Source organism: Streptomyces sp. NPDC046876, from assembly GCF_040645035.1.
Lineage (GTDB): Bacteria > Actinomycetota > Actinomycetes > Streptomycetales > Streptomycetaceae > Streptomyces.
Genome location: NZ_JBEYXK010000016.1, coordinates 46,426 through 70,309 on the forward strand (window position 1 = coordinate 46,426; position 23,884 = coordinate 70,309).

At 74.5% G+C, this 23,884-nt stretch carries 19 protein-coding genes, 2 tRNA genes and 1 pseudogene; 11 read left to right on the forward strand and 11 right to left on the reverse strand.

Features of this window, described 5'->3' with window-relative positions:
* Positions 1–49: 49 nt before the first annotated feature.
* A complete protein-coding gene (locus ABZ924_RS12385; protein WP_361907369.1) occupies positions 50–1,537 on the reverse strand; it encodes a HAMP domain-containing sensor histidine kinase in 1,488 nt (495 codons plus the stop codon).
* Entirely contained in the window at positions 1,534–2,223 is a 690-nt protein-coding gene (locus tag ABZ924_RS12390; protein ID WP_361907371.1) for a response regulator transcription factor, read from the reverse strand. Before ABZ924_RS12390 ends, ABZ924_RS12385 begins: the two co-directional genes overlap by 4 nt.
* Before the next feature lie 79 nt (positions 2,224–2,302).
* On the opposite strand from ABZ924_RS12390, the gene ABZ924_RS12395 reads away from it, so the two are divergent.
* Complete coding sequence (locus ABZ924_RS12395) at positions 2,303–2,848, forward strand: hypothetical protein (RefSeq protein WP_361907373.1); 546 nt, start codon at positions 2,303–2,305, stop codon at positions 2,846–2,848.
* 24 nt (positions 2,849–2,872) lie between these two features.
* Here the strand turns inward: ABZ924_RS12395 and ABZ924_RS12400 are convergent, their stop codons facing one another.
* Both ABZ924_RS12400 and ABZ924_RS12405 read right to left on the reverse strand, forming a co-directional pair.
* The gene (locus ABZ924_RS12400; protein ID WP_361907374.1) at positions 2,873–3,751 is read right to left on the reverse strand and encodes a fused MFS/spermidine synthase; all 879 of its coding nucleotides are present in this window, start codon (positions 3,749–3,751) and stop codon (positions 2,873–2,875) included.
* 112 nt (positions 3,752–3,863) lie between these two features.
* Positions 3,864–4,355: a hypothetical protein gene (locus tag ABZ924_RS12405; RefSeq protein WP_361907376.1), complete on the reverse strand. Its 492-nt coding sequence runs from the start codon at positions 4,353–4,355 to the stop codon at positions 3,864–3,866.
* A gap of 275 nt (positions 4,356–4,630) precedes the next feature.
* On the opposite strand from ABZ924_RS12405, the gene ABZ924_RS12410 reads away from it, so the two are divergent.
* Entirely contained in the window at positions 4,631–5,929 is a 1,299-nt protein-coding gene (locus tag ABZ924_RS12410; protein WP_361907378.1) for a tetratricopeptide repeat protein, read from the forward strand.
* A 121-nt stretch (positions 5,930–6,050) separates the two neighbouring features.
* On the opposite strand, the gene ABZ924_RS12415 is transcribed toward ABZ924_RS12410, so the two are convergent.
* Positions 6,051–6,647 carry a histidine phosphatase family protein gene (locus tag ABZ924_RS12415; protein WP_361907380.1) on the reverse strand — a complete coding sequence of 199 codons (597 nt, stop codon included), beginning with the start codon at positions 6,645–6,647 and terminating at the stop codon, positions 6,051–6,053.
* A 118-nt stretch (positions 6,648–6,765) separates the two neighbouring features.
* Between ABZ924_RS12415 and ABZ924_RS12420 the strand changes: the two genes are divergently transcribed.
* The 7 genes and pseudogenes from ABZ924_RS12420 to ABZ924_RS12450 all read left to right on the forward strand — a co-directional run bounded on the left by ABZ924_RS12420 (position 6,766) and on the right by ABZ924_RS12450 (position 13,193).
* Positions 6,766–7,656, forward strand: coding sequence for a phosphatase PAP2 family protein (locus ABZ924_RS12420; RefSeq protein WP_361907382.1), 891 nt, complete (start codon positions 6,766–6,768; stop codon positions 7,654–7,656).
* Entirely contained in the window at positions 7,595–8,728 is a 1,134-nt protein-coding gene (locus ABZ924_RS12425) for a hypothetical protein (RefSeq protein WP_361907384.1), read from the forward strand. The genes ABZ924_RS12420 and ABZ924_RS12425 overlap by 62 nt, the downstream gene beginning before the upstream one ends.
* Complete coding sequence (locus ABZ924_RS12430; protein WP_361907386.1) at positions 8,716–10,284, forward strand: hypothetical protein; 1,569 nt, start codon at positions 8,716–8,718, stop codon at positions 10,282–10,284. The genes ABZ924_RS12425 and ABZ924_RS12430 overlap by 13 nt, the downstream gene beginning before the upstream one ends.
* 116 nt (positions 10,285–10,400) lie before the next feature.
* A complete protein-coding gene (locus ABZ924_RS12435; RefSeq protein ID WP_361907494.1) occupies positions 10,401–11,684 on the forward strand; it encodes an AAA domain-containing protein in 1,284 nt (427 codons plus the stop codon).
* A 306-nt stretch (positions 11,685–11,990) separates the two neighbouring features.
* Positions 11,991–12,338: a hypothetical protein gene (locus ABZ924_RS12440; RefSeq protein WP_361907388.1), complete on the forward strand. Its 348-nt coding sequence runs from the start codon at positions 11,991–11,993 to the stop codon at positions 12,336–12,338.
* 112 nt (positions 12,339–12,450) lie between these two features.
* Positions 12,451–13,129, forward strand: a pseudogene (locus ABZ924_RS12445) (bifunctional DNA primase/polymerase).
* Positions 13,120–13,193, forward strand: a tRNA-Lys gene (locus ABZ924_RS12450). Before ABZ924_RS12445 ends, ABZ924_RS12450 begins: the two are co-directional and overlap by 10 nt.
* Positions 13,194–13,297: 104 nt before the next feature.
* Here the strand turns inward: ABZ924_RS12450 and ABZ924_RS12455 are convergent.
* On the reverse strand, positions 13,298–14,533 hold the full coding sequence (locus ABZ924_RS12455) for a M6 family metalloprotease domain-containing protein (RefSeq protein WP_361907390.1): 1,236 nt from the start codon (positions 14,531–14,533) through the stop codon (positions 13,298–13,300).
* 422 nt (positions 14,534–14,955) lie between these two features.
* Here ABZ924_RS12455 and ABZ924_RS12460 point away from each other — a divergent pair, with 422 nt between their 5' ends.
* Entirely contained in the window at positions 14,956–16,722 is a 1,767-nt protein-coding gene (locus tag ABZ924_RS12460) for an EAL domain-containing protein (protein WP_361907392.1), read from the forward strand.
* 88 nt (positions 16,723–16,810) lie between these two features.
* Here ABZ924_RS12460 and ABZ924_RS12465 read toward each other — a convergent pair whose 3' ends face one another.
* Together ABZ924_RS12465 and ABZ924_RS12470 are read right to left on the reverse strand one after the other, a co-directional pair.
* Positions 16,811–18,508: a glycosyl hydrolase family 18 protein gene (locus ABZ924_RS12465; RefSeq protein ID WP_361907394.1), complete on the reverse strand. Its 1,698-nt coding sequence runs from the start codon at positions 18,506–18,508 to the stop codon at positions 16,811–16,813.
* Between the two features lie 254 nt (positions 18,509–18,762).
* Complete coding sequence (locus ABZ924_RS12470) at positions 18,763–19,956, reverse strand: LLM class flavin-dependent oxidoreductase (protein ID WP_361907396.1); 1,194 nt, start codon at positions 19,954–19,956, stop codon at positions 18,763–18,765.
* Between the two features lie 229 nt (positions 19,957–20,185).
* Between ABZ924_RS12470 and ABZ924_RS12475 the strand changes: the two genes are divergently transcribed.
* On the forward strand, positions 20,186–20,944 hold the full coding sequence (locus tag ABZ924_RS12475) for an IclR family transcriptional regulator C-terminal domain-containing protein (protein ID WP_361907398.1): 759 nt from the start codon (positions 20,186–20,188) through the stop codon (positions 20,942–20,944).
* A 189-nt stretch (positions 20,945–21,133) separates the two neighbouring features.
* On the opposite strand, the gene ABZ924_RS12480 is transcribed toward ABZ924_RS12475, so the two are convergent.
* From ABZ924_RS12480 to ABZ924_RS12490, 3 genes are all read right to left on the reverse strand, one after another.
* Positions 21,134–21,207, reverse strand: a tRNA-Lys gene (locus ABZ924_RS12480).
* A gap of 58 nt (positions 21,208–21,265) precedes the next feature.
* Entirely contained in the window at positions 21,266–23,044 is a 1,779-nt protein-coding gene (locus ABZ924_RS12485; protein ID WP_361907400.1) for an AMP-binding protein, read from the reverse strand.
* A 70-nt stretch (positions 23,045–23,114) separates the two neighbouring features.
* Positions 23,115–23,708, reverse strand: coding sequence for a lytic polysaccharide monooxygenase (locus ABZ924_RS12490; RefSeq protein WP_361907496.1), 594 nt, complete (start codon positions 23,706–23,708; stop codon positions 23,115–23,117).
* Positions 23,709–23,884 lie beyond the last annotated feature (176 nt).

Consider the following 23,884-nt stretch of genomic DNA (forward strand, 5'->3'; position numbering starts at 1 on the left):
TTGACCGTCAGCCGGCCCTTCCCCGTGCCCGGTTCGCCTCCGGGAGCGCTCAGCCGGCTCCGGGCGGGCGTGCGTCCTCGGAAACCGCCCGTTCCCCGCGGTTTCCTCCGGGCGCTCGCCCGCCCTCGCCGGCGCGCTCCCTCCGGCCCATCCGCACGCCGCGCCGCTTGCGCCGGCCGCGGCGCTCCCGGCCGCCGCCCGACCCGCCCCGGGCCCGGCCGTCCAGGGCGATCCACAGCCTGACCTCGGTCCCGCCGAGCACCGAGCGCCCGATCCGCAGGTCGCCGCCCGTCCCCTCCGCGACCCGGCGCACGATGTCCAGCCCGAGGCCGGTCGAGCCGTCGCGGGCGCCGTCGTTGCCGCGGCGCAGGGCGGCGTCGGGGTCGTCGATGCCGGGGCCGCCGTCCGAGACGAGGACGATGACGGCGTCTCCCGCGTCGTGGACGTCCACCGCGAACGGCGTGCCCTCCGGGGTGTGCCGGAAGACGTTGCCGAGCAGGGCGTCGAGCGCGGCCGCGAGCTCCGGCCGGGCGACCGGGATCCGTACGGTGCGGTCCACGCCCGCGAGCCGCACCTCGCGGCCCTCGTCCTCGGCCAGCGCCGACCAGAACGCCATCCGGTCGCGGATCACCTCCGAGGCGTCGCAGCCGGCCCCCGCGCCCGCGCCGCCGGCTGCGGGGGCGCGCTGCTCACGGGCCGTGCGGATGATCGTGTCGACCTCCCGCTCCAGCTGTTCGACCGCTGCCCGGGTCTGCTCGGCCGCCGGGCCGTCCCCGAGCGAGGCCGTGTTGAGCCGCAGCACCGTCAGCGGCGTCCGCAGCCGGTGGGACAGGTCGGCGGCCAGCTCCCGCTCGTTGGCGAGGAGTTCGACGACCTGGTCCGCCATGGAGTTGAACGCGACGGCCGCCGAGCGGAGTTCCTTCGGCCCGCCCTCGGGTACGCGCGCCCCGAGCCGCCCCTCGCCCAGCTGGTGCGCGGCCTCGGCGAGCCGCTCGGCCGGCTGCACGAGGCGGGCGCCGAGCCGGTCCGCGACGGCGACGGAGCCGACGACGAGCGCCAGCCCGACGCCCGCCAGGACCACCCAGGCGGTCCCGACACCGTTGCTGACCTCGCTCTCCGGGACGAAGATCTCCACGACGGCGATGTCGCCCGAGCCGAGCGCGGTCGGCTGGAGCAGCGCCGAACCGCCGCGCGCGAGCGGCACGATCATCGCCCGCCCCTGCCTGCGGGTCTCCTCCACGGCGTCCGGCCCGGCCCAGCCCGCGCCGATCTCCACGGCCGTCGCGCCGCCGATCGGGGGCACGTGGACGGACATCCGCTGGGCGGCGCCCATCTGCGTGGACTCCACCGCCTTGCGCAGCTGCCCCGGGTCGGTGGTGATGGACAGGGTCGGCCCGATGGTGGCGGCCTGCCGCTCGGCGTTGGAGAAGGCCCGGTCGCGGGCCATCTCCTTGACGACGAGCCCGAGCGGGACGGCGAAGGCCACCACGACCATGGCCGTGACGGCCAGGCACACCTTCACGAGGGCCCATCTCACGCGGGCGGCTCCAGCTTCACCCCGACCCCCCGCAGCGTGTGCAGGTAGCGCGGGTTGGCGGCGGTCTCGCCGAGCTTGCGGCGCAGCCAGGACAGGTGCACGTCGATGGTCTGGTCGTCCCCGTACGACTGCTGCCAGACCTCGGCGAGCAGCTCGCGCCGGGCCACGACCACCCCGGGCCGCCCGGCGAGGAAGGCCAGCAGGTCGAACTCGCGCCGGGTCAGGTCCAGGGCGGCCCCGTCCAGCTCGGCCTGCCGCCGCAGCGGGTCGATGGCCAGGCCGCCCACCCGCAGGACCCCCGAGGGCGCCTCGGACCCGGCGGCGGCCCGCGCGCGCCGCAGGACGGCGGCCATCCGGGCGGAGAGGTGCTCGACGGAGAAGGGTTTCGTCAGGTAGTCGTCGGCGCCCGCGTTCAGCAGGCGGACGATCTCCGCCTCGTCGTCCCGCGCCGTGGCGATGATCACCGGTACGTCGGTGATGCCGCGCAGCATCTTCAGCGCCTCCGACCCGTCGAGGTCGGGCAGCCCGAGGTCGAGGATGACCACGTCGAAGCGGTGGTGGGCGACCTCGCGCAGCGCCTCCAGGGCCGTGCCGACGCTGCGCACGGTGTGCGAGGCGTCGGTCAGGTGCCGGATCAGAGCGGAACGTACGAACTGGTCGTCCTCGACCACGAGCACACTTGCCATGGCCCGCACCGTAGTCCATTCGGGCGACCCGGCGGGGTGTCGGGCTGCCTCCGGTGCCCGTGGTGCAGTATGTGCGCTGATGCACCGAGGACTTGTACATGCTTTCGCCTGGACGCTGGCGACCGGCGCGGCCGTGACGCTGTCGTGGTGGGGCGTGCACACGGTCATGTCCGGAACGGCCTATGATCCGCCGCTGGCGGTCCCGCTGGCCACGAAGCCGCTGTCCTCCTCGACGCAGCGCCCGCCCGAACCGGAATCCCCGTCCCCCTCGGCCTCGCCCTCCGCGTCCGCGTCCTCCGCGACGCCGCCGTCCCCGGGGCCGAGCCCCGCCAAGTCCTCGCCGAAGCCGCCCGCGACCGACCCGCACCCGTCCGGGCAGCAGGCGTACGGGGGCGGGAGCGGCGGCACCGTGAAGGCCTACACGGTCACCGGCGGCCGGGTGGTCTTCGACCTCGGCGCCTCCTCCGCCGAGCTGGTCTCGGCAACGCCGGACTCCGGCTGGCAGATGCAGGTGTGGAAGCAGCCGTACTGGATCCGGGTCACGTTCACCAAGGCGGGCAAGGAGATGTCCGTCTTCTGCACCTGGAACGGCCACCCGCCGCTGGTGGAGACGTACGAGAACTGAGGGCCCGGCCCGTCCGATCCCCGCTCAGTGGAACACCGACGGCGGCGGCTGCGGCGAGGCCACCGCCGAGGCGTCCGCCACGGGGGCCGCGCCGCCCGCGAAGTCGGTCAGGGCCCGGCCGTGCTCGACCCGGCCCGGGTGGGGGTCGCTCGCGACGCGGCGGGTGAACTCGGCGACGGGCAGCTCCCGGTCGGCGGCCACCAGCACCGCGTTGCCGAAGCGTTTCCCCCGCCACACCACCGGGTCGGCGGCCAGCGCCAGGTGCGCGAAGCGCGCCGCGGCCGTCGCGATCTGCCCGCGCAGGTGCGCCAGCGGCGGCCCGTCCGCGAGGTTGGCCACGTACCACCCGCCGGGCGCCAGGGCCCGGCGTACGTCGTCCAGGAACTCGGTGCTCGTCAGGTGCGCCGGGGTGCGCGCGCCGCTGAACACGTCGGCGATCACCAGGTCCGCCCAGCCGTCCGGGACCTTGGCCAGCCCGGCCCGCGCGTCCAGCGTCCGCACCCGGATCCGGGCCTGCGGGTCCAGCGGCAGGTGCTCGCGTACGAAGGCCACCAGGGCGGCGTCGACCTCCACCACCTGCTGGGTGGAGCGGGGGCGGGCGGCGGCCGTGTAGCGGGCGAGGGTGAAGGCACCGCCGCCCAGGTGCACCACGTTCAGGGGCTGCCGCGCCGGGGCGGCGAGGTCGATGAGGTGGCCGATCCGCCGCTGGTAGGCGAAGTCCAGGTGCCCGGGGTCGTCGAGGTCCACGTGCGACTGGGGCGCCCCGTCGATCAGCAGCGTCCAGCCGCCCGCGCGCTCCCGGTCGGGCGCCAGCTCCGCCCGGCCGCCGTCCACCTGCCCGGAGACCGCCTCGGATGCCGCGCGCCCGCGCTGTCTGCCGCCCTTGCCCTTGCCTGCTGCCACCGGACCATTGTCCCCGGCCGCGGCGGGCCCGGAGACAGCCGCCGGCGGGAGGGGCCGGGCGCCGGGCCCCGCCTGATGTCAGGCCCCGCCTGGTGTCAGGGCGCGCCGGGTGTCAGCGGCAGTTGTCGGCGGCCTCGATCAGGCGGGCCGCCTCGCCGAGCGCGGCGCGCAGCACCTCGGGGTCGGTGACCGGGCCGACGGCCTCCGGCGGCAGCAGCCAGCCGCCGGCCTCCGAGGCGGGGGAGACGTCCCCGAACCGCATCCCGCGCCCGTTGGTCTGCGTACAGGCGCTGCCGGGCAGGTCCCAGGCGTCGGCGGTGCCGGGCGGGACGAGGAAGCCGAGGGTGTCGCCGGACCCGTCGTGCAGGACCGGGCCGACCCCGCCGGCCCGGCTCGCGGCGCGGCGGATGATGTCCACGGCCTCCAGCCCCTGCCGGGTGGGCACGGTGACCAGGTCCGGGGCGTCGGCCCCGATGACGGGCCCGGCGGCGACGGCCGGGACCGCCGGGATGCCCGGGACCGCCGGGGCGCCCGGGACTGCAGGGACGGGGGCGTGGGCTGCTGCGCCCTGTGCGGTCGCGGTGTTCATTCCAGTGCTCTCCATACCGGCCTCCACCACCAGAACCCCTCCTCGCTCGCCGTACGCGTGGGGCGGGAGTCACCTCCCACTCCTCATGGGTTCAACGCGGGCCGGCGTCAACCGGTACGGCGGCAAGACGCCGCAAAGGATGGCAGTTCATGGCGGATCCCGGGTGAGATATCCGTTTTGTAGCCAAACACCACATCAAGGGGCCTGCGCTGGCGGTACTTTCATGCGCGCCGGGCCCAGCTCCACGTCACAGCACCGGCGGTGCGTTCCTTGCCAGAGAGGCCACGTCCATGGCGGCGTTCCCGCACTCACCCAACCTGACGTTCCGACGGCTGCGCGGACAGCACTCCGCGGCCGAGTTCGCGGCCATGGTGCGCCGGTCCGCCCGGGAGATCGGAGAAACGGTTTCCTGCGACGCCCGCTACATCGGCCGGGTCGAGTCGGGCGAGATCCGCTGCCCCAACTACGCCTACGAGCGGGTCTTCCTGCACATGTTCCCCGGCCGGTCCCTGGCCGACCTGGGATTCCACCCGCGCGAGGCCGTCCGCGGCCGCCTGGCGCAGCAGCGCACCCCCCACACCCACAAGGAGAGCGACGTGCAGCGTCGCGCGTTCATGGCGGGCGGCTCCGCGACCGTGGCGGCCGCGACGTTCGGCCTCACCCTGCTCGGCGACACCCGCCGTACGCCGCCCTCGCGCGCCGGAGAGGCCGAGGCCGCCGCGGTCGAGGACGCCGTACGGCAGATCCGGCTGCTGGACGACCGGCACGGCGCCGACGCGCTCTACCGCCGGGCCGCGGAGCCGCTGCGCGCCGCGTACGCACTGCTGGACGCGGGCGCGACCCGGCAGTCCACCGAGGACCGGCTGCACGCGGGCGCCGGCGAACTGGCCCTCTCGGTGGGCTGGCTGGCCCACGACTCGGGCCGCTTCGACGACGCCCGCTCGCACTACGCCGAGGCGCTGGCGACGGCCCGGGTCTCGGGGGACGCGGGCCTGGAGGCGCACGCCTTCAGCAACATCGCCTTCCTGGCCCGGGACACCGGCCGGCCGCGCGAGTCGGTACGGGCGGCCCAGGCGGGGCGCCGCGCCGCCCGGTCCCTCGGCTCGCCGCGGCTGCTGTCGCTGCTGGCCCTGCGCGAGGCGGGCGGCTGGGCGGGGCTGGCCGACCGCAGGTCCTGCGAGGACGCGCTGAACCGGGCGCACACCGAGTTCGCCCGCGGCACGGCGGAGGCGGACCCGGAGTGGATGTCCTTCTTCGGCGAGGCCGAGCTGGAGTCGCTGGAGTCGCACTGCTGGGGCACGCTCGGGGAGCACGCCCGCGCGGCCCGGCACGCCCGCCGCGCCGCGGACCTCCAGGACCCGCACTTCGCCCGGAACGTGGCGCTCTACACCGCCGAGCTGGCCGGGGACCTGGCCCGGGCGGGGGCCCCCGACGAGGCCGCCTGGGCGGGCGGCCGGGTCCTGGACCTGCTCGCCGACGTGCAGTCGACGCGGATCCGCTCGCTGCTCTCCGGGACGGCCACGGCCCTGGTCCCGCACCAGCGCAGCCCGCGGGTGGCGGCGTTCCTGCAGCGCCACGCCATGGCCTGACCGCCGCTGGGGCCCGCCCCGCCCGGCGCCAGCGGCGGCGGCCCCGCCCCCGGCCGGTCCGGGCTCGGCCCGTCCGGCCCGGTGGGGCCGCGGACCCGGGCCGCGATCCCCCGGACGGGCCCTACGCCTCGAGGTGCCCGGTGTCGTTCCAGCGCTCCAGCGCGGGCGCCCCGTACGCCCAGCCCAGCACCGACAGCGAGGTCGGCTCCAGGCGGATGCGCGCGCCGAAGGAGGCCTCGAAGCCGAGCCAGCGGGCGGCCAGGGTGCGCAGGATGTGCCCGTGGGCGAAGACCAGGACGTCGCGCTCCGCCGAGCGGGCCCAGGCGACCACCTCGTCGGCGCGGGCCGCGACGTCGGCGACGGACTCGCCGCCGGGCACCCCGTCGCGCCAGATCAGCCAGCCCGGGCGGACGGCCTGGATCTCGGCCGGGGTCATGCCCTCGTAGTCGCCGTAGTCCCACTCCATCAGCGTGTCCCACGGCTCCGCGCGGGCGCCGAAGCCCGCGAGGTCGCAGCTTTCGCTCGCGCGGACCAGCGGGCTGGTGCGGACCTCCACGCCGGGCAGGGCGCCCCACGGCTCCTGGGCCAGCCGCTCGCCGAGCAGCTTCGCGCCCCGCCGGCCCTCCTCCAGCAGGGGCACGTCCGTGCGTCCGGTGTGCTTGCCGAGCCGGGACCATGCGGTCTGGCCGTGCCGGGCCAGGAGGATGCGGGGGGCCATCGGTGATTTCTCCCGGTCGAGAGGGGTTCGCGCCCCTTCGGGCACTTCTATCGTCCGACCATCATCCATCACATGAACACCAGGCAACCCAGGAGTCCGAACACACGTCTTAGCCCGTATGACTCATCGGCAGATGCCCACCCGCTGGTGGGCCGAACTGCTGCTCCTGGGGCTCCTCTACGGCGCGTACACCGGCGGCAGACTCCTCGCCCGGGGCGATGTGCACCTCGCCGTCGATCACGGCCTCGCCATCCTGAGGGCCGAGGAACTCCTCGGGATCGACTTCGAGCGGCCCCTGAACCGGCTCTTCACCCGGCACGGGCCGCTCGGCGTACCCGCCGACTTCGTCTACGCCTCCCTGCACTACCTCGTCACCCCGGCCGTGCTCGTCTGGCTGTACCTGCGCCGCCCCGCCCACTACCGCGCGGCCCGCACCTGGCTGATCGCCTCCACCCTGCTCGGGCTCGTCGGCTTCTCCCTGATGCCCACCTGCCCGCCGCGGCTCCTCGACGCCGCGTACGGGTTCACCGACACGATGGCCCAGTACAGCGCGTACGGCTGGTGGGGCGCCGAGGCCAGCGCCCCGCGCGGGATGGGCGGCCTGACCAACCAGTACGCGGCCATGCCGAGCCTGCACGTCGGCTGGGCCCTGTGGTGCGGGATCCTGCTGTGGCAGCACGGCCGCCGGCCGCTGGTCAGAGCCCTCGGCATCGCCTACCCGGCCTTCACCGCCCTGGTGGTCATGGGCACCGCCAACCACTACTTCCTCGACGCGGCCGCCGGGGCCGCCGTGATGGGCGCCGGGTACCTCATCGCCGGCGCGCTCTCGCGCCGCACGGCGCACCGCCTGCCGAGCACGAGCCAGAGCCAGAGCCAGAGCCCGTCCCGAACAGCGGGTTTCGGCAGTACGCCCCCGGTTGTCAGTGGCGGATGGGACACTTCCGCCCGTGAGCTCCTACCCTCCCAGCGGCCCGCCCCGGACGACGACACTGCGGCAGCGGCTCGCTGACCTGCGCGGCCCCGCCGTGCCGCCCCGTCCGCTCGACGCCCGCGCGCTGGCGGCGCTCGCCGCCAACCCCGGCTGCGGCAGACGCGCCCTCCTCGACGGCGCCGGCGTGGACAAGACCGCCCTCGCCGCGGCCCTCGGCTCACCCGCCCCCTTCGGCCAGTCCCAGTTCGCGATCGTCCGCGGCAACTCCTTCGAGGCCAAGGTCAAGGGCGACGGCGGGGCGGCCCTGCTGCGGCTCGTCCACCTGCACCTCGGCGGTGCCGCCGAGCCGCCCGGCCCCGGCGCCCGCGTCCCCGACCTCACCGCGGCCGGGCCCGAGGGCCGGGCCGCCCGCACCGCGCTCGCCCTGCGCGAGGCCACCGCCGCCGGCGCCTGGACCCTGCTGGACCACCCCATGCTGGCCCTGGAGGTCGCCGGCACCCCCGCCTATCTGGAGCCGGACGCCGTCGTGGTGCATCCCGACGGCCGCTGGACCGTGGTGGAGATCAAGTCGTTCCCGCTGATCGACGGAGCCGCCGACCCCGCCAAGGTCGGCGCCGCCGCCCGGCAGGCCGCCGTCTACGTCCTGGCCCTGGAGAAGACCGCCGAGAAGCTGCCCGCCGCCACCGTCGGGCACACCGCGCTGCTCGTCTGCCCGAAGGACTTCTCCAACCTGCCCGCCGCCGCCCCCGTGGACCTGCGCCGCGAGCGCTCGGTGACCCTGCGCCAGCTGGACCGGCTCACCCGCGTCGAGGAGCTGGCCGCCGCCCTGCCCGAGGGGCTCAGCTTCGACCCGCAGCGGCCCGCCGAGGAGCTGACCGAGGCGGTCGCCGCCGTCTCCGCCGCCTACGCCCCCGAATGCCTGTCCGCCTGCGAACTGGCCTTCCACTGCCGCGAGCGGGCCCGCGCCGCCGACGAGGCCGCCGCCCTGGGCCGCTCCGTACGGGGCGAGCTCGGCGCGTTCACCACGGTCGGCGAGGCCCTCGCGGCCGCCGCGGGCCACGGCTCCCCCGACGATCCGGCCGCGGCCGCGCTGCACCGGGCGGCCCGGCTGCGCGCCGAGGCCCTCCAGGAGGCCGCATGCCGCTGCTGAACACCCTCGCCCGGCTGGAGGCCGTCCGCACCGGCCGGGCCCAGGCGCTGGCGACCGTACGCCACCGGCACCTGTCCGACCGCCCCCTGGTCCTCGTCCCACTGACCACCGCGGGCGAGGCGGGCGCCCCGCTCGGCGCGCTGATCGGCACCGACCCGGACGAGCCGCGGCTGCTGGTCGTGCCGCAGCCCCGCGACCGGGACCTGCGCTGGGCCTTCCTCGCCGAGCTCGCGGACGTCGTGCTGCCGTACGTGGAGGCGTACGCGGACGAGGTCGAACAGGTCGAGCGCACCGAGACCGACCCGGAGACGGGCGCCCGCAGCAAGGTCGCCGCCGAGCTGTGCCTGGACGCCCCGCAGCTCGTCGTGCCCAGCCGGGCCGGCATCGAGTACGTACGGCTCCTGGGCCGGTCGATGCGGTTCCGCCGCACGGCCGAGGAGGACCCCGACAACCCCTACCCGGCGCCCGCACGGGTGCCGCTGCTGGGCCGCTGGCTCACGCACCTCGGCGAGCGCGCCCGCGTCCCGGGCTCCTCGATGCTGCTCGCGGCGAGCGAGCTGCTGGCCCGGCACTGGGCGACCGGCCAGAGCAACCTGGAGGACCAGCACCTGGGCGCCCTGCTGGCCTGGCTGGCCCCGCCGCAGGGCATGACGGGCGCCGAGGCCGCCCTGCGGGCCGAGCTGGGCCGCGACGGCGCCGGGCAGCTGCTGGTCCCGCCCGCGGGCCCCGCCACCGACCCGGCCTTCGACAACAAGCTGCTGGCCCCCGCGATGGCCCGCTACGACGCGGCGCGCACCGCCGGCCGCCCCGGCGACCTGGAGCGCGCCGAGGAGGCCGTACGGGAGCTGGTCGCGCAGCAGATGCGCCCGACCTGGCGGGCGGTGTGGCAGTCCCTGGAGCTCCTGCGCGCCCTGCCCCCCGGCGAGCGGGCCGAGGAGCGCTGGACCCGCGACCGCTGGTCCTACACCGGCCACCGCGACCGGGTCCGGGCCGGCGAGCCGCCGCAGCCGCGCCGCGACGACGCGGTGACCGCGGCCCAGAAGCTGGCGACGCGGGAGACCGAGCAGGTCCGCCTCGACGCCCAGGAAGCCCTAGACGACCCGCTGGTGATGGCGGGCCGGCGGCTCGCGGGCGAGGCCTTCGCGGGCGAGGTCACCGCGGTGGTGATGGAGTGGACGGAGTCCAAGCGGCCCAGTCCGCGGCCTCTGGTGACCGTGGCCACCGAGGACCGGCCGCAGCTCGCCGAGGGCGGCGGCGGCAAGGTGTACCGCTCCCTGGAGGGGCGCCCGCAGAGCGCGCAGTTCGTGCGGTACGAGCCGGACGGGCAGATCGTGCTGCGGCTGCTGGACAAGATGGGCCGCGGCCGGGACCCGGAGCCGGGCTCGGTGCCGGAGAAGGGCGAGCGGGTGTGCTGGACGCTGTTCGAGCACGACGCCCGCGGCGGCCCGAAGCTGCCCGACCCCGAGCGGACGCCGTGGACGCACGGCGGCCCGCCCGGATCCACGACCGCCGCCGCCTGGCTGCCCGACGCCGTGACCGACGAGGACATCCTGTGACCCGGAGCGCCCCCGACGCCCCCCACTCCCCCGAGTCCCCCGGCTCCCCCGCCGTCCGCAACACCTCCGGCGAGCCCTTCGACCCGGGGGCGGCCGCAGCCGAGGCGACCGCCGCCATCCTGCGCGACACGCTGCACGGGCCCGAGCGGGGCGTGGTCGTCGACTCCCCGCCCGGGGCCGGCAAGTCCACCCTCGTGGTGCGCGCCGCCCGGGAGCTGGCCGCGGCCGGACGCCGGCTGATGGTGGTGGCGCAGACGAACGCGCAGGTCGACGACCTGGTGCTGCGGCTCGCCGACAAGGACCCGGAGCTGAAGGTCGGCCGGCTGCACAGCAGCGACGCCGACGCGTACGACCCGGCGCTGCGCGAGCTGCCGTCGGTGACCCTCTCGGCCAAGCCGAAGGACCTGGCCGAGCTGCCGATCACCATCTCCACCGCGGCGAAGTGGGCGTACGTGAAGGACGCCGAGCCGTGGGAGCACGCCATCGTCGACGAGGCGTACCAGATGCGCTCGGACGCGCTGCTGGCCGTGGCCGGGCTGTTCGAGCGGGCCCTGTTCGTCGGCGACCCCGGGCAGCTGGACCCCTTCAGCGTGGTCGGCGCCGAACAGTGGGCGGGGTTGTCGTACGACCCGTCGGCCTCGGCGGTCTCCACGCTGCTGGCGCACAACCCGCAGCTGCCGCAGCACCGGCTGCCGGTGTCCTGGCGGCTCCCGGCGACGGCAGCGCCGCTGGTCTCCCGCGCCTTCTACCCGTACAGCCAGTTCCGCAGCGGGACCGGCCCCGGCGAGCGCCGGCTCGCGTACGGGGTCCCCTCGGACGGGTCGGGCCCCGACCGGGTGCTGGACGAGGCCGCCGAGTCGGGCTGGGGCCTGCTGGAGCTGCCCGCCCGGCACACCCCGCGCACCGACCCGGAGGCGGTGCGGGCGGTGGCCCTGGTGGTCCGCCGGGCCCTGGACCGCGGGGCGGTGACCTCCGACGAGCAGGAGGCCGGCCCGGTGCCGCTGACCGCCGAGCGGATCGCGGTCGGCACCGCCCACCGCGACCAGGCGGCGGCGGTCCGCGCGGCGCTGGCTGACCTCGGGGTCACGGGTGTGACGGTGGACACTGCGAACCGGCTCCAGGGCCGGGAGTACGACCTGACGGTGGTGCTGCACCCGCTGTCGGGCCGGCCGGACGCGACGGCCTTCCACCTGGAGACGGGCCGGCTGTGCGTGCTGGCCTCCCGCCACCGGCACGCCTGCGTGGTCGTGGCCCGGGCGGGGATCGCGGAGCTCCTGGACGACCACCCGTCCACGGAGCCGGTCCAGTTGGGGGTAACGGTCAAATTCCCGGATGGTTGGGAGGCGAACCACTCCGTCCTGGCCCACCTCGCGGAACACCGGATCACCTGGCGGCCCTGAGCCGGGCCACGGGCGGCGGCCCGCCCGACCCCGGCCCCGGTGCGACACCCCCGACCGCCGGACGGAGTCCGGCACGCCGCCGGAGGCGGCCGATGGATGCAGCCCGGACGGCTGGGAGGCCAACCACTCCGTCCTGGCCCACCTCGCGGAACACCGGATCACCTGGCGGCCCTGAGCCGGGCCACGGGCGGCGGGCCCTCTTGCGCCCCGTTGGACAATGGAGGGTGGCCCGGTTGGCCCGGGAAGACCGGTACGCGCGCCGGGCGTCCGGTACGCGCGGCAGGAGCAGCAGAGGAGAGGACACGCATGGCAGAGCCCGAGCGGACCGAGCGGAAGCTGCGGCCGGCGCCGCTGCTCTTCGAGCCGTCGGAGGCCGTCGCGGACCCGGAGCACTTCTTCGACCTGGAGTCGATCGAGGATCCGCGCGAGCTGCTGGCCCGCGCCACCGAGCTGACGCTCGCCTTCCGGGCGGCCGCGGAGCGGGCCACGGAGTTCCAGGCGGTGGCGGCCGCGCAGCTGGCCGATCCGCGCCGGTTCGACCGCCTGGACCCAGCGGTGATCGCCGCCGAGGCGGAGTGGACCGAGGACTACGCCCTCAAGATGATCGAGTTCGGGGAGACCCTCCAGCGGGCCGGGGGTCCGGGTTCGGCGTAGCCGACAGCCGGCGCCCGCGCCCCGGCGCACGCCGGGGCGCACATCCACCCGCCGGCGCGCGCGCCAGGCGCACAACCCCGCGCACTGGCCGAAACCATCGCCCCCCTGGCATATGCGGGCGCAACATACCGCACGGGCCACCGCCACGTCCGAGTTTTCCGTAACTCCTGGAAACCGGACCACTACGCGGGGTAGACCGTTCCGCATGACGACGCTGACGGCTTCCTCCTACCCCGCCCCCGCCCAGGCCGCCGCCCGCACGGCCGGCCATGTCACCGCACAGGGCGCCGCCTGGCTCGCCTCCGCGTCCGCACAGCCGCAGCACACCCTCGAGGCCTGGGAGGCCCGCCCCGACGCCCCGGCGGTGCTGCCGTGCGGGACCGCGTTCGACGTCGTCAACGTCCCCGCCGTCCTCGGCCGCCGGATGCTGGACCTGCTCTGGGCCGAGGGGCCCGGCTGCGGGCCCGTCGCCGCGCACCGGGGCCGGATGCTGCTGTTCGCCACCACCGGCACCGCGCACCGGCTGCCCGCGCTGCTGGCCTGGGAGGAGTGGGGCAGTCCGGTGCCCGCGCCGATCTGCCACGGCCGCGGCGACGCCGTCACCGTGCCGCCGCTGGACGCGGTGCCCGGCCCGGCGCGCTGGCTGGTGGCGCCCGACACCCGCTCCCCGTGGCTGCCCGGACCCGAGGCGCTGCTGTGGGCGTACGTCCGCGCCGCCCGAGCTGCGGATATCGATTTTTCCTTCCGGGCCACCTCCTGCTAATGTCTTCCTCGTCAGCAAGCGCCGCTAGCTCAGTTGGTTAGAGCAGCTGACTCTTAATCAGCGGGTCCGGGGTTCGAGTCCCTGGCGGCGCACCGACGGAGGAAGGCCTCCCACGCGAGTGGGGGGCCTTCTTCGTTTCCCGAAACCAGTTCCCCGCCAGGCCCCGGAGCCCCGGAGCTCCCCGGAGCCGGCCCGCTCAGGTCGTGATCTTGACCGTGTACGCGCCCGACGGGGTCCGGTCCGCCACCTCGATCCTGATCCGCTCGCCCGGCACCGTGAACGACTCCCCCACCTCCAGCGGCGCGTCCGCCAGCGGCGGGTACACCGACCGGTCCCAGCAGGCCTCGGAGTCCGGGTGCCCGTCGAGCACCTCGATCGGCCCGCCGCCCGACGCCGGCTCGTTGCGCACCCGGTAGACCAGGACGCCCTCGGTGCAGGTGTCCCCGTCGTTGCCGGCGGAGCCGCGCGCCTCGACGGCGATGGCGCTGCCGGGTCCCGTGCGGATCACCGCGAGCCGGGTTCCGCCCGTGGCGCCCGGCTCCGGGGAGCGGCCGAGCGGCTGGAGGGTGTGGAGGGAGGAGCCGGACTGGACGCAGTCCACCTGGCTCGAGTCCAGCCAGCCCAGCTTCCACTTGTTCCAGCCGAACGGGTCCGGGGCCATCCCGAACTGGCTGCCCATGACGTCCCAGTCGCCGACGTACGTGTCCCAGTCGCCCTTGCCGTCCGTGGGCCGGTGGTAGAGGTCGGGCAGGTCGAAGACGTGGCCGGTCTCGTGCGCCAGGACGTTGCGGTCCGGAGGGTGGCGCTCGAAGACGGTGACGATCCGCCGCAGCTCCGCCCCGTCGGCCTGGATCGGCCGGTCGAAGTTGACGACCTTGGTGGCGTCCGAGTCCACCCCGGGCGCGTCGGGGTCGGCGACGAAGTACACGACGTCGTACTGCGCGAAGTCCACCTCCCGGTCGGCCGCGGTGACCGCGTCGCGCAGGTAGGCGGCCCGGTCCCCGGCGGGCCAGTCCCGCTGTATCCCGTACGCGGTGGACGGCTTGGGCATCGTGATCCAGTGCGGCTGCGGGTGCGGGGCCAGGTGGAACCTGCCGTAGGAGGCCCGCTCGAAGAAGTCGCTGGTGGCGGGGAAGTAGTCGCCCGCCAGCTCCCCGGTCGCGAGGCCCGGGCGGTGGTCGGGGAAGGAGAGGAAGACCATGACCGCGTTCAGGGTCCGGCGGGGTCTGGGGTAGGCGCGGTTCCAGGTGTCCAGGCCCAGGGAGTGGTGCGCCGAGGTGCGGGTCAGGGCGCAGGGCCCGGCCCCCGGATCGGCGGACGCGGGTCCCGCGACGAGCGACGTGGCGGCGAGCGCCGTCAGGGAGGTGAGCGCGGCCGCCGTGCTGCGCAGGTGGAAGCGGTCCACTCCCCCGGGTGTCTGCTGTCGCGGCACATCGACCTCCGGCGGTGGGTTAGTACCATCTCGTCCCACCCTGACCGGATTGTCGTACTGATGCCCTGTTCCGGTGCCCCACCCGAGTGAGGGGTACGGCAAGCCGGTGACCCCGGCGGTTCACCCCCTTGCCTACGGAACGTCACGACCGATCACGGGAGATCAGCAGGCGTGCACAGACGCTCACAGCCGTGCGGAATCGGTCGCCCGACCGGCCGCCGAGCAGCCGTCAGCACACCGAAGTGCCGCCCCCCACACGGCGACGCCGCTGGATAGGGCCGTCCGGCTGCCTCTATGATCGGCACACTTTCCTGCACGGACACACACGAGCACTGCGGGAGCCAACGGTGAGCGGAACCACGGACGAAACCGGTTCGGCGGCCGACAGCATCCGATCGGCCATTACGGAGCGTCACCAAGCAGTGCCTGTCATCCCGCCCTCACCCGCCCGCACCGAGTCCGAACTGCGCGACTACCGGGCCGCCTTCAACGCCGCCCACCTCGCCATGGCCGTCGTCGACCGCGGCGGCTACGTCGTCGCCGCCAACGCGGCCCTCGCCACCCTCCTCGGCACCGAGCCGCACACCCTCGTCGAGCAGAGCGCCGCCGACCTCGTCGACCTCGGCGCGGAGGCCCGTACCTGGCAGGCCTACCAGGAGGTGCTGCGCGGCCGGCAGGCCCGGCTGCGCTGCACCCGCCGCCTCAAACACCCCGACGGGCACTCGCTGTGGACCGAGGTCACCCTCGGGCCGGTGCCCGGGACCCGGGACGTGCTGCTGTCCGTCGCCGACATCAGCGACCGCCGCGACCTCCAGGCCCGGCTGCGGCACCTCCAGATGCACGACCCGGTCACCCGGCTGCCCAACCGCGCCCTGTTCTTCGAACGGCTCTCCGCCGCCCTGGAGGCCTCCTCGTACGAGCACGGCGGCACCGGCCGGATCGGCCTGTGCTACCTGGACCTGGACGGCTTCAAGGCCGTCAACGACACCCTCGGCCACCGCGTCGGCGACCGGCTGCTGACCGCGGTCGCGGCCCGGCTGACGCAGTGCGCCGACCAGTCCGGGTACGGGCGCACCGGCGGCCACTTGGTGGCGCGGCTCGGCGGCGACGAGTTCGCCCTCCTCGTGGAGGACTCCACCGGCACCGAGCAGCTCGCGGACCTCGCCCGCAGCGTCCTGGCCGCCGTACAGGAGCCGTTCGACCTGGCCGGGCAGCGGCTGTCGGTGTCCGCGTCGATCGGCGTGGTGGAGCGGGCCACGGACGGCACGTCGGCCACCGGGCTGATGCAGGCCGCCGACACGACGCTGTACTGGGCGAAGGCCGACGGAAAGGCCCGCTGGACCCTGTTCGACCCGGAGCGCAACGCCCACCGGATGACCCGGCAGGCCCTCAGCTCCACGCTCCGCCCGGCCGTGGAGCGCGGGGAGTTCGAGCTGGAGTACCAGCCGCTGGTGGACCTGGAGAGCGGGGCGGTGCGCGGGGTGGAGGCGCTGGTGCGCTGGAGCCACCCCCAGTTCGGCAGTCTGACGCCGAATCGGTTCATCGGGATCGCCGAAGAGGACGGCTCCATCGTCCAGTTGGGCCGCTGGGTGCTGCGGACGGCCTGCCGGCAGGCCCGGCGCTGGCAGATCGAGCACCCCAGCGACTCGCCGGTCTTCGTGTCGGTGAACGTCGCGGTCCGCCAGGTGTGGGACTCGGACCTGGTCGGCGACGTCGCGGAGATCCTCGCCGAGACCGGGCTGGCGCCGCAGCTGCTGCAACTGGAGCTCACCGAGTCCGCGGTGATGGGCTCCGCGGGGCGGCCGCTGCAGGCCCTGCAGGCTCTGAGCGACATGGGCGTGCGCATCGCCATCGACGACTTCGGCACCGGATACTCGAACCTGGCCTATCTGAGCCGGCTCCCGGTGAGCGTGCTGAAGCTGGACGGCTCCTTCGTCCGCGGCTTCCGCTACGACGAGGGCACCCACCCCAACCCGGCCGACGAGACCATCGTCGAGGCCCTCGTACAGCTCGCGCACCGGCTGGGCCTGACGGTCACCGCGGAGTGCGTGGAGACCGCCGGGCAGGCGGCCCGGCTGCGGCGCGTCGGCTGCGACACCGGGCAGGGCTGGCTGTACTCCCGGGCCGTCGCCCCGGACCGGATCGCCGAGATGATCGGCACCCGCCCCGGCGCCCGCGACTCCGGCTGACCCCCGCGCCCGCCCGGCGGCGCACCGCCGCCCCGCACCCGGGATGCGGGGTGCGGGGCGGGGTGCCGCTCGGCGCGGGGTGGGGGGATCAGCAGGCGCCGAGGTCCTTCCAGACGCCCCATTCGCCCGTGGTGCCCGGTTCCTCGTTCTGCGTCCACCACTGGGCCTTCCACTTGCGGCCCTTGTGGGAGACCTCGCTGCCGCCGGTGTAGACGGTTCCCGCGACGTAGGCCGGGGCCGTGCAGGCCGAGGGGGGCGGAGTGGTCGGCGGGGTCGTCGGCGGAGTGGTGGGCGGAGTGGTCGGCGGAGTGGTGGGCGGAGTGGTCGGGGGCTGCGTGGTGCCGCCGAGGGCGTCCGAGATCTGGTTCAGCAGTGTGGTGTGGTCGTCCAGGCCGAGCAGGGAGTACATCATCGCCCCCGCGAGGCCGCGGCTCTTGCCGTAGTCGACGCGGGCCTGGACGGACTTCTGGTTCAGGCCGGTGAAGAACTCGCCGTCCTTGTAGAAGTACGAGGCCTTGGCCTGGTCGTCCCAGAAGGTCGTCGCCGGGTTGTCGACGATCCCGCCGAGCTCCTTGTAGTTGGCGATGCCGGCCTGCTGGGAGGTCGGGCGGGCGCCGGAGGGGCCGGTCGCGCTCTGCGCGAGGCCGTGGGTCGTCCCGGCGGGGACGCCCTTCCAGCCGCGGTAGTAGAACTCGTAGCCCAGGGTCAGCTTGCCCGCGGGGAAGCCGCCGGCGATGCCGTAGGCCGGGTTGCCGTCGAGCCAGGAGTCGACGGCGTTCTTGATGCCGTACTTCTGGGTGCCCGGAGCGATCGGGTCCGTCGGGTCGGCGGGCGAGTCCAGCAGCGGCGACTGGTGGTAGGTCGGCCCGTCGCCGTCCCAGGCGCCGTGCATGTCGTACGTCATGATGTTCGCGTAGTCGAGGTACGCGCCGATCTTGTCCGTCTCAATGTACTTGATCTTGTCCTGGCCGGCCGGGAGGGCCGCGGTCAGCAGGTACTTCTTCCCGCCGTTGGCGGCGCCGTACGCGTCGAGCTGCTTGCGGAACTCGGCCAGCAGCAGGGTGAAGTTCTGCTTGTCCTCGGGGGCGTAGTGGTTGCCGAGGTGGCCGCCGGGCGAGCCCGGGTACTCCCAGTCGATGTCGATGCCGTCGAAGACGCCGGCCGCGCTGCCGGGGCCGCCGAAGCCGTCGGCCTTGGGCAGGTTGCCCTTGATGTACTGGTCGATGCAGGAGGAGACCAGCTTCTTGCGGCTCGCATCGGTCTTGGCCGCGTCGCTGAAGTACTTGGAGTACGTCCACCCGCCGATCGAGATGTTGATCTTCAGGTGGGGGTACTTGGCCTTGAGCTGCTTGAACTGGTTGAAGACGCCGACGATCGGCTGGTCCCACTTGTCGGCGACGCCGCTGACGCTGTCCGCAGCGCCGAAGGACTTCTGGTAGTCGGCGTAGGAATCGCCCGCGCCGTCACCGGCGTTGGGGTTGTTGTCGTCGCCCGCCGCCTTGTTCGCCTCGAAACAGGTCAGGTCGGTGGGGTGGATGTTGCCGAACGAGTAGTTGATGACGTCGAGCTTGCCCGCTATGCCGCGGGTGTCGAGGTGCTTGGGGTAGAAGGCGTTCCCGTACACGCTCCACTGGTCGTAGTACGCGATGCGGACGTTGCCGCTGCCGCCGGCCGCGGCATCGGCGCCGGCTGCCTGGGCGGTGCCGAGACCCGCGAAGCCGGCCAGCGCTCCGGCTGCCAGCGCGGCCGTGGCGGCGGCCGCGATGAGGGGGTTGCGGATGTGCATGAACTGCCTCCGGGAAGTGGGAGGGGAAGGCAAGAGGTTCGGGTGGGAGAAGTGATAGCGATCACCGACGGACCCCGTCAATGGTTTGGACCAAAGAAGGACTAGACCATTCGACCGCCAAATCCCCTCGTCAGAGGCGTGCGATGGCGCGAAAAACCGCCCGCCACCCCGGGTGACGAGCGGTTTAAGGGTGCCTTAGGACACGCTGCCGCAAGGTTTCGGCAACGAACCAGCCGTATCCCGTTCGTACGCCATCAGTCAGCTCGCGTCCCTTCGGCCACCATCCCGTACGCATCTGCGACGAGCTCGTACGAACGCAGCCGGGCCGCGCCGCTGTGCGCGCTGGAGGTCAGCATCAGCTCGTCGGCCCCCGTGCGCTTGGCGAGGGCGTCGAGCCCGGCGGTGACCTCGTCGGGCGTACCGTGCACGACGTTGGCGAGCCAGCTGTCGACGAACTCCCGCTCCAACGGCGAGTAGTCGTACGCGGCGGCCTCCTCGGGGCTCGGGATCAGCCCGGGCCGGCCGCTGCGCAGCCGCAGCATCGACAGCGCCCCCGTCAGCACCTGGGCGCGGGCGGCCCCGTCGGTGTCGGCGGCCAGCGTCGAGACCCCGATCAGGGTGTACGGGGCGTCCAGCACGGCCGAGGGGCGGAAGCTCTGGCGGTAGAGGTCGAGCGCGGGCAGGGTGCCGGCCGCCGAGAAGTGGTGGGCGTACGCGAAGGGCAGGCCGAGCTCGCCGGCGAGGCGGGCGCTGAACCCGGAGGAGCCGAGCAGCCACAGCGGCGGGCGCCCCGTCGGCCCCTGCACCGGGCCGGGCACGGCGTGCACGCGGGCGTAGGGGTGGGCGTCGGGGAAGTCGTCGTCGAGGAAGCGGATCAGCTCCGCGAGGCGGCGGGGGAATTCGTCGGCCGCCTCGTCGAGCCGGCCCGGCCCGCGCAGCGCGGCGGCGGTGCGGCCGTCGGTGCCCGGGGCGCGGCCGAGGCCGAGGTCGATGCGGCCCGGGGCGAGCGCCTCGAGGGTGCCGAACTGCTCGGCCACGGCGAGCGGTGCGTGGTTGGGCAGCATGACCCCGCCCGAGCCGAGCCGGATGCGGGAGGTGTGGGCGGCGAGGTGGGCGAGGATCACGGCCGGGGAGGAGCTGGCCACACCGGGCATGGAGTGGTGCTCGGCGGCCCAGTGGCGGTGGTAGCCGCGGGCCTCGGCGAGCCGCGAGATCGCCACGGAGGTGCGCAGGGCCTCGGTCGCGGTGCTGCCGGCTCCGACCGTGACGAGGTCCAGCACCGAGAGCGGCACCGGCGCCCGGCCGCGGGCGGCGCCCCGGATCGCGTCGGCGCTCCCGGCGGCCCGGTCGGGCGTTCCGGCCGCGCGGTCGGCGCCTCCGGCCGCCCGGTCCGCCGCCCCGGCCGCGCCTCCGACGCCGGCTCCGCCGACTGCTCCGGTGTCACTCATCGTCGCTCCCGTCTCGCATCCACATTCGTACGAAGAACTCGAACCATGGGCTTCCGGCGGGCATTCCCACCCATTCGAGAGCGCGCTCATGACCTTGGCATATGCCAATGGATTAGGCCCTGGCAGGGGGACATGATTGAGCCATCAATCTCATCAACAGGCGCTCCACGTGGGCCTCTTGATGGCTATCGTGGTAGGGCAAGCGGTAACAACCTGCTAGGGGGAAACCGTGGCGCTGAAGCCCGAGCCGACCGCGCCGTTCCACTCGGTGCAGTACGCCCTGCGCGTACTCGAAACGATCGCCCGCCACACCGGCGGTGTGACCGACGTACAGATCGCGCGTGAGACCGGCCTGCCCGCGGTCCACCTCGCCCCCATGCTGCTCATGCTGCGCCGCGAGGGGTACGTGCTCCAGGTCTCCGACGGCGCCTACGCCATAGGGGACTCACTCGTCCTGCTCGGCTCGGGCATAGACAAACAGCAGGCCCTGCAGCACAAGCTCCAGGACACCCTGGACAGGCTGCGGGACTCGGTGGGCGCGGCGGTCTACATCAGCCGGTACGTGGACGGCGAGGTGAAGATCACGCAGTTCGCGGACAGCCCGCGCACCCCGAAGGTGCACGAGTGGGTCGACTTCCGATCCGCCGCGCACGCCAGCGCCGTAGGCAAGTGCCTGCTCACCCAGCTCGACCAGAACGGGCGCCGGGACCACCTGTCCCGGCACAAGATCGCCCGGCTGACGTCGAAGACGATCGTGAACGAGCGGATCCTGTTCTCCAAGCTCGACAGCCAGCCGGCCACCGTCCCGGTCCTGGACCTCCAGGAGTACGCGGTCGGCACGGTCTGCGCCGCGGTGCCGATCACCGCCGGAGCCGCGGTGGGCTGCCTCGCGCTGTCGATGCCGGTCGAGCACGCGCACCGGCTGCGGGCCGCCGCGGACACCCTGAACCGGAAGGCGGCGCCACTGCTGCTCTCGCTCGCTCTGTGACGCGGCTCACGGGGGAAGCCGCGCCAAGGAGGATTCGGGCCGGAAGGCCTGGGCTCCGGCTCCGCAGACACTGCCCGGACCCGGGCGCGAGGAAACACCGGGGAGAAACGAAAAACGCGGGACGAAAAAAACGCGGGAGAAAACACTTCGGGCGGTTTCCGGTGAACCGGAAACCGCCCGAAGGACAGGTGCGCCGCCAGGGACTCGAACCCCGGACCCGCTGATTAAGAGTCAGCTGCTCTAACCAACTGAGCTAGCGGCGCCTGCTGACAGAGAAAATACTACCTGGTCCCGAGGGGTGCTCCAAACCAGATCCCCGGCTCAGCCCTCCAGCAGCCCCGCGCGCCCGTGCGCGGCGTACGAGGCGAGCAGTGCGGTCAGGGAATCCGGGTCCAGCAGGCGGTAGCCGCCGGTGGCCGGTGTGCCCCGGGCGTCGCCCGCCGCGCCCGGCCGGCCCGGGGCGCCCGGGGGCCGCCACCAGACGGGGTCCGGGCCGGGGGCGTCCGCCGACCGGGGCCGGGGCAGGAAGGCCGCGCGGCGCAGGGCGACGCGGTGGATCTTGTTCGTCGCCGTGGTCGGCATGGCCCGGACGATCCGGACGTAGCGGGGGGCCATCTTCGTCCCCAGGTCCGGCTGGGCCGCCAGGAACGCGGCGAACGCCTCCGGGCGGAACTCCTCCCCCTCGCGCAGGGCGATCGCCGCCATGACCTGGTCGCCGGCGGCCTCGTCCGGCACCGCGTACACGGCGACCGCGGCCGCCGGGGACCAGCGGGCCAGGATGTTCTCGATCACCGCTGCGGCCAGGTTCTCGCTGTCGACCCGCAGCCGGTCGTCCGTACGGCCCGCGAAGTACAAGAACCCCTCGGCATCGCGGTAGAAGAGGTCGCCGGTCCAGTACCAGCCGCCGCGGGTGCGGTCCGCCTCGGCCCCGGGGTTTCGCCAGTAGCCCTCGAACAGGCTGCGGCCGCGGTTGACGAGCTCGCCGATCGCGGCGGAGCCGTTGCACAGGCGGCCGCGGTCGTCGAACGCGGCGGGCGGGCATTCGGCGCCGGTCTCCGGGTCGACCACGGCCAGGTCGTCGCCGGGCGCCGCCCGGCCGAGGGCGCCGGGCGGGGTGTCCGGGCTCCTCTGGACGGAGGCGCCGCCCTCGGTGGCCCCGTACCCCTCCACCAGCCGGACCCCGAAGCGCTCGGCGAAGCGCGCCGCGTCCACCGCCCCGGCCTCGGTGCCGAAGCCGAGGCGCAGGGTGTGGTCGCGGTCGTCGGGGCGGGGGTCGGTGGCCAGCAGGTACTGCACGGCCCGGCCGACGTACGTGAAGTAGGTCGCCCCGTAGGCGCGGACGTCGCCCAGGAAGGCGGAGGCGGAGAAGCGGCGGCGCAGGGCCACCGGGGCGCCGCCGACGAGGGCGGGCAGCCAGTCGGCGATCACGGCGTTGCCGTGGAAGAGCGGCATGCAGACGTAGTGGACGTCGTCCGGGGTGACACCGAAGCCGCGGGCCAGCGAGGCGCCCGCGGCGGCCAGCCGGCCCTGCGTGCAGACGGCGGCCTTGGGGGCTCCGGTGGAGCCGGAGGTGAAGTAGAGGAGGAAGCGGGAGCCGGGGCCGGGGCCCGGGCGCGCGACCACGGCCTCCCCGGGCGCGGCGGCGGCGTACGGGGCGAGGAGGTCGGCGTACTCCTCGGTGCCGGTCACCAGGATCCGGACGCCGGGCAGGTCGAGGCCGCGCAGGAGCGGCAGGTGGGCGGGCTCCGTGACCAGGATCCGGCAGTCGGTGTGCAGGATGTCCCGGGCCAGCTCGGGGCCGCGGCGGGTGGGGTTGATCCCGGCGACGGCGGCCCCGGCGAGGGCCGCCGCGCCGAGCCAGAACGGGAACTCCGGGGTGTTGTCGAGCAGCACCCCGATGTGCGGTTCGGCCCCCGGCGGCAGGAGGTCCACGAGCAGCGCGGCGCGCGCGGCGCTCTCCTGGGCGGTGCGGTGACGGCTGAGGACTACGGCTCCGCCAGCGGAGCCGGCGCCGTATTTCAGTCCGGGACGGTGGTCGCCCCACTGGCGGGCGATGAGCTCCGCCACGGCCCCGGGTACGGGTGTCGTCGTCGTCCGCATGCCGCCGGAGGGTAACTGACGTACCGTCAGAACTGAATGGGCGGGAACCGGCGGGAACTGGCGGGAACCGTCAGAACTCCACGTCGGAGCAGGCGTAGAAGGCGTTCTGGGTGTCGTTGATCGTCCAGACGGCCAGGATCATGTGCCGGCCGGTCTTGCCGCTCGGCATCGTGCCCTGGTGGACGGTGGTCATGGCGGGCCGGGCGCCGTTGTAGGCGACCGTCAGGAAGGGCTGCGATTCGAGGGCGGCGCGGGTGAGGGGCTTGGTGGGGTCCCAGCCGTTCTTGGTGACGTAGTACTTGAAGTCGGTGGTGGAGTGGTTGGCGGTGAACTGCCAGCGGAAGCCGTAGCTCTGCCCGCTGGTCACCCTGGTCGCGGGCCAGGCCCCGCCGCGCGGGTCGTCGAGCTGGGCGAACTCGCTGTGGCCGCCGGCGCATATCCGGCCGTCGGCCGGGCCGGCGGCCGGGAAGCCCTTGAGGCCCTCGACGCTCTGCGGCTCCCACTGGATCGGGCCGCAGTCGGCGACCGTCCTGTTGGCGCAGAGCTTCTGGCGGCTGATGGGGGTGTCGGTGTAGCCGTGGCTGCTGGCGGTGGGGGCGGTGGCGAACGCGAGTCCGGCGAGACAGCCGAGCCCGACCAGGGCCGCACCGGCTCGTCCGGGCATGCGGCTGGGCATGCGGAAGGGCATGCAGAAGGGACGCATGATGCTGATGCTCCTTGGGCGTGGGGGGAGTACGGCGAGAGCGTGCGCACGCGTGGGGATGACCGCGGGCGATGGGGGCGCCCTGCAGTCGTATCGAGGCGACTTTCAGGTCTAGACCAAGTCCCAGACTATTGACG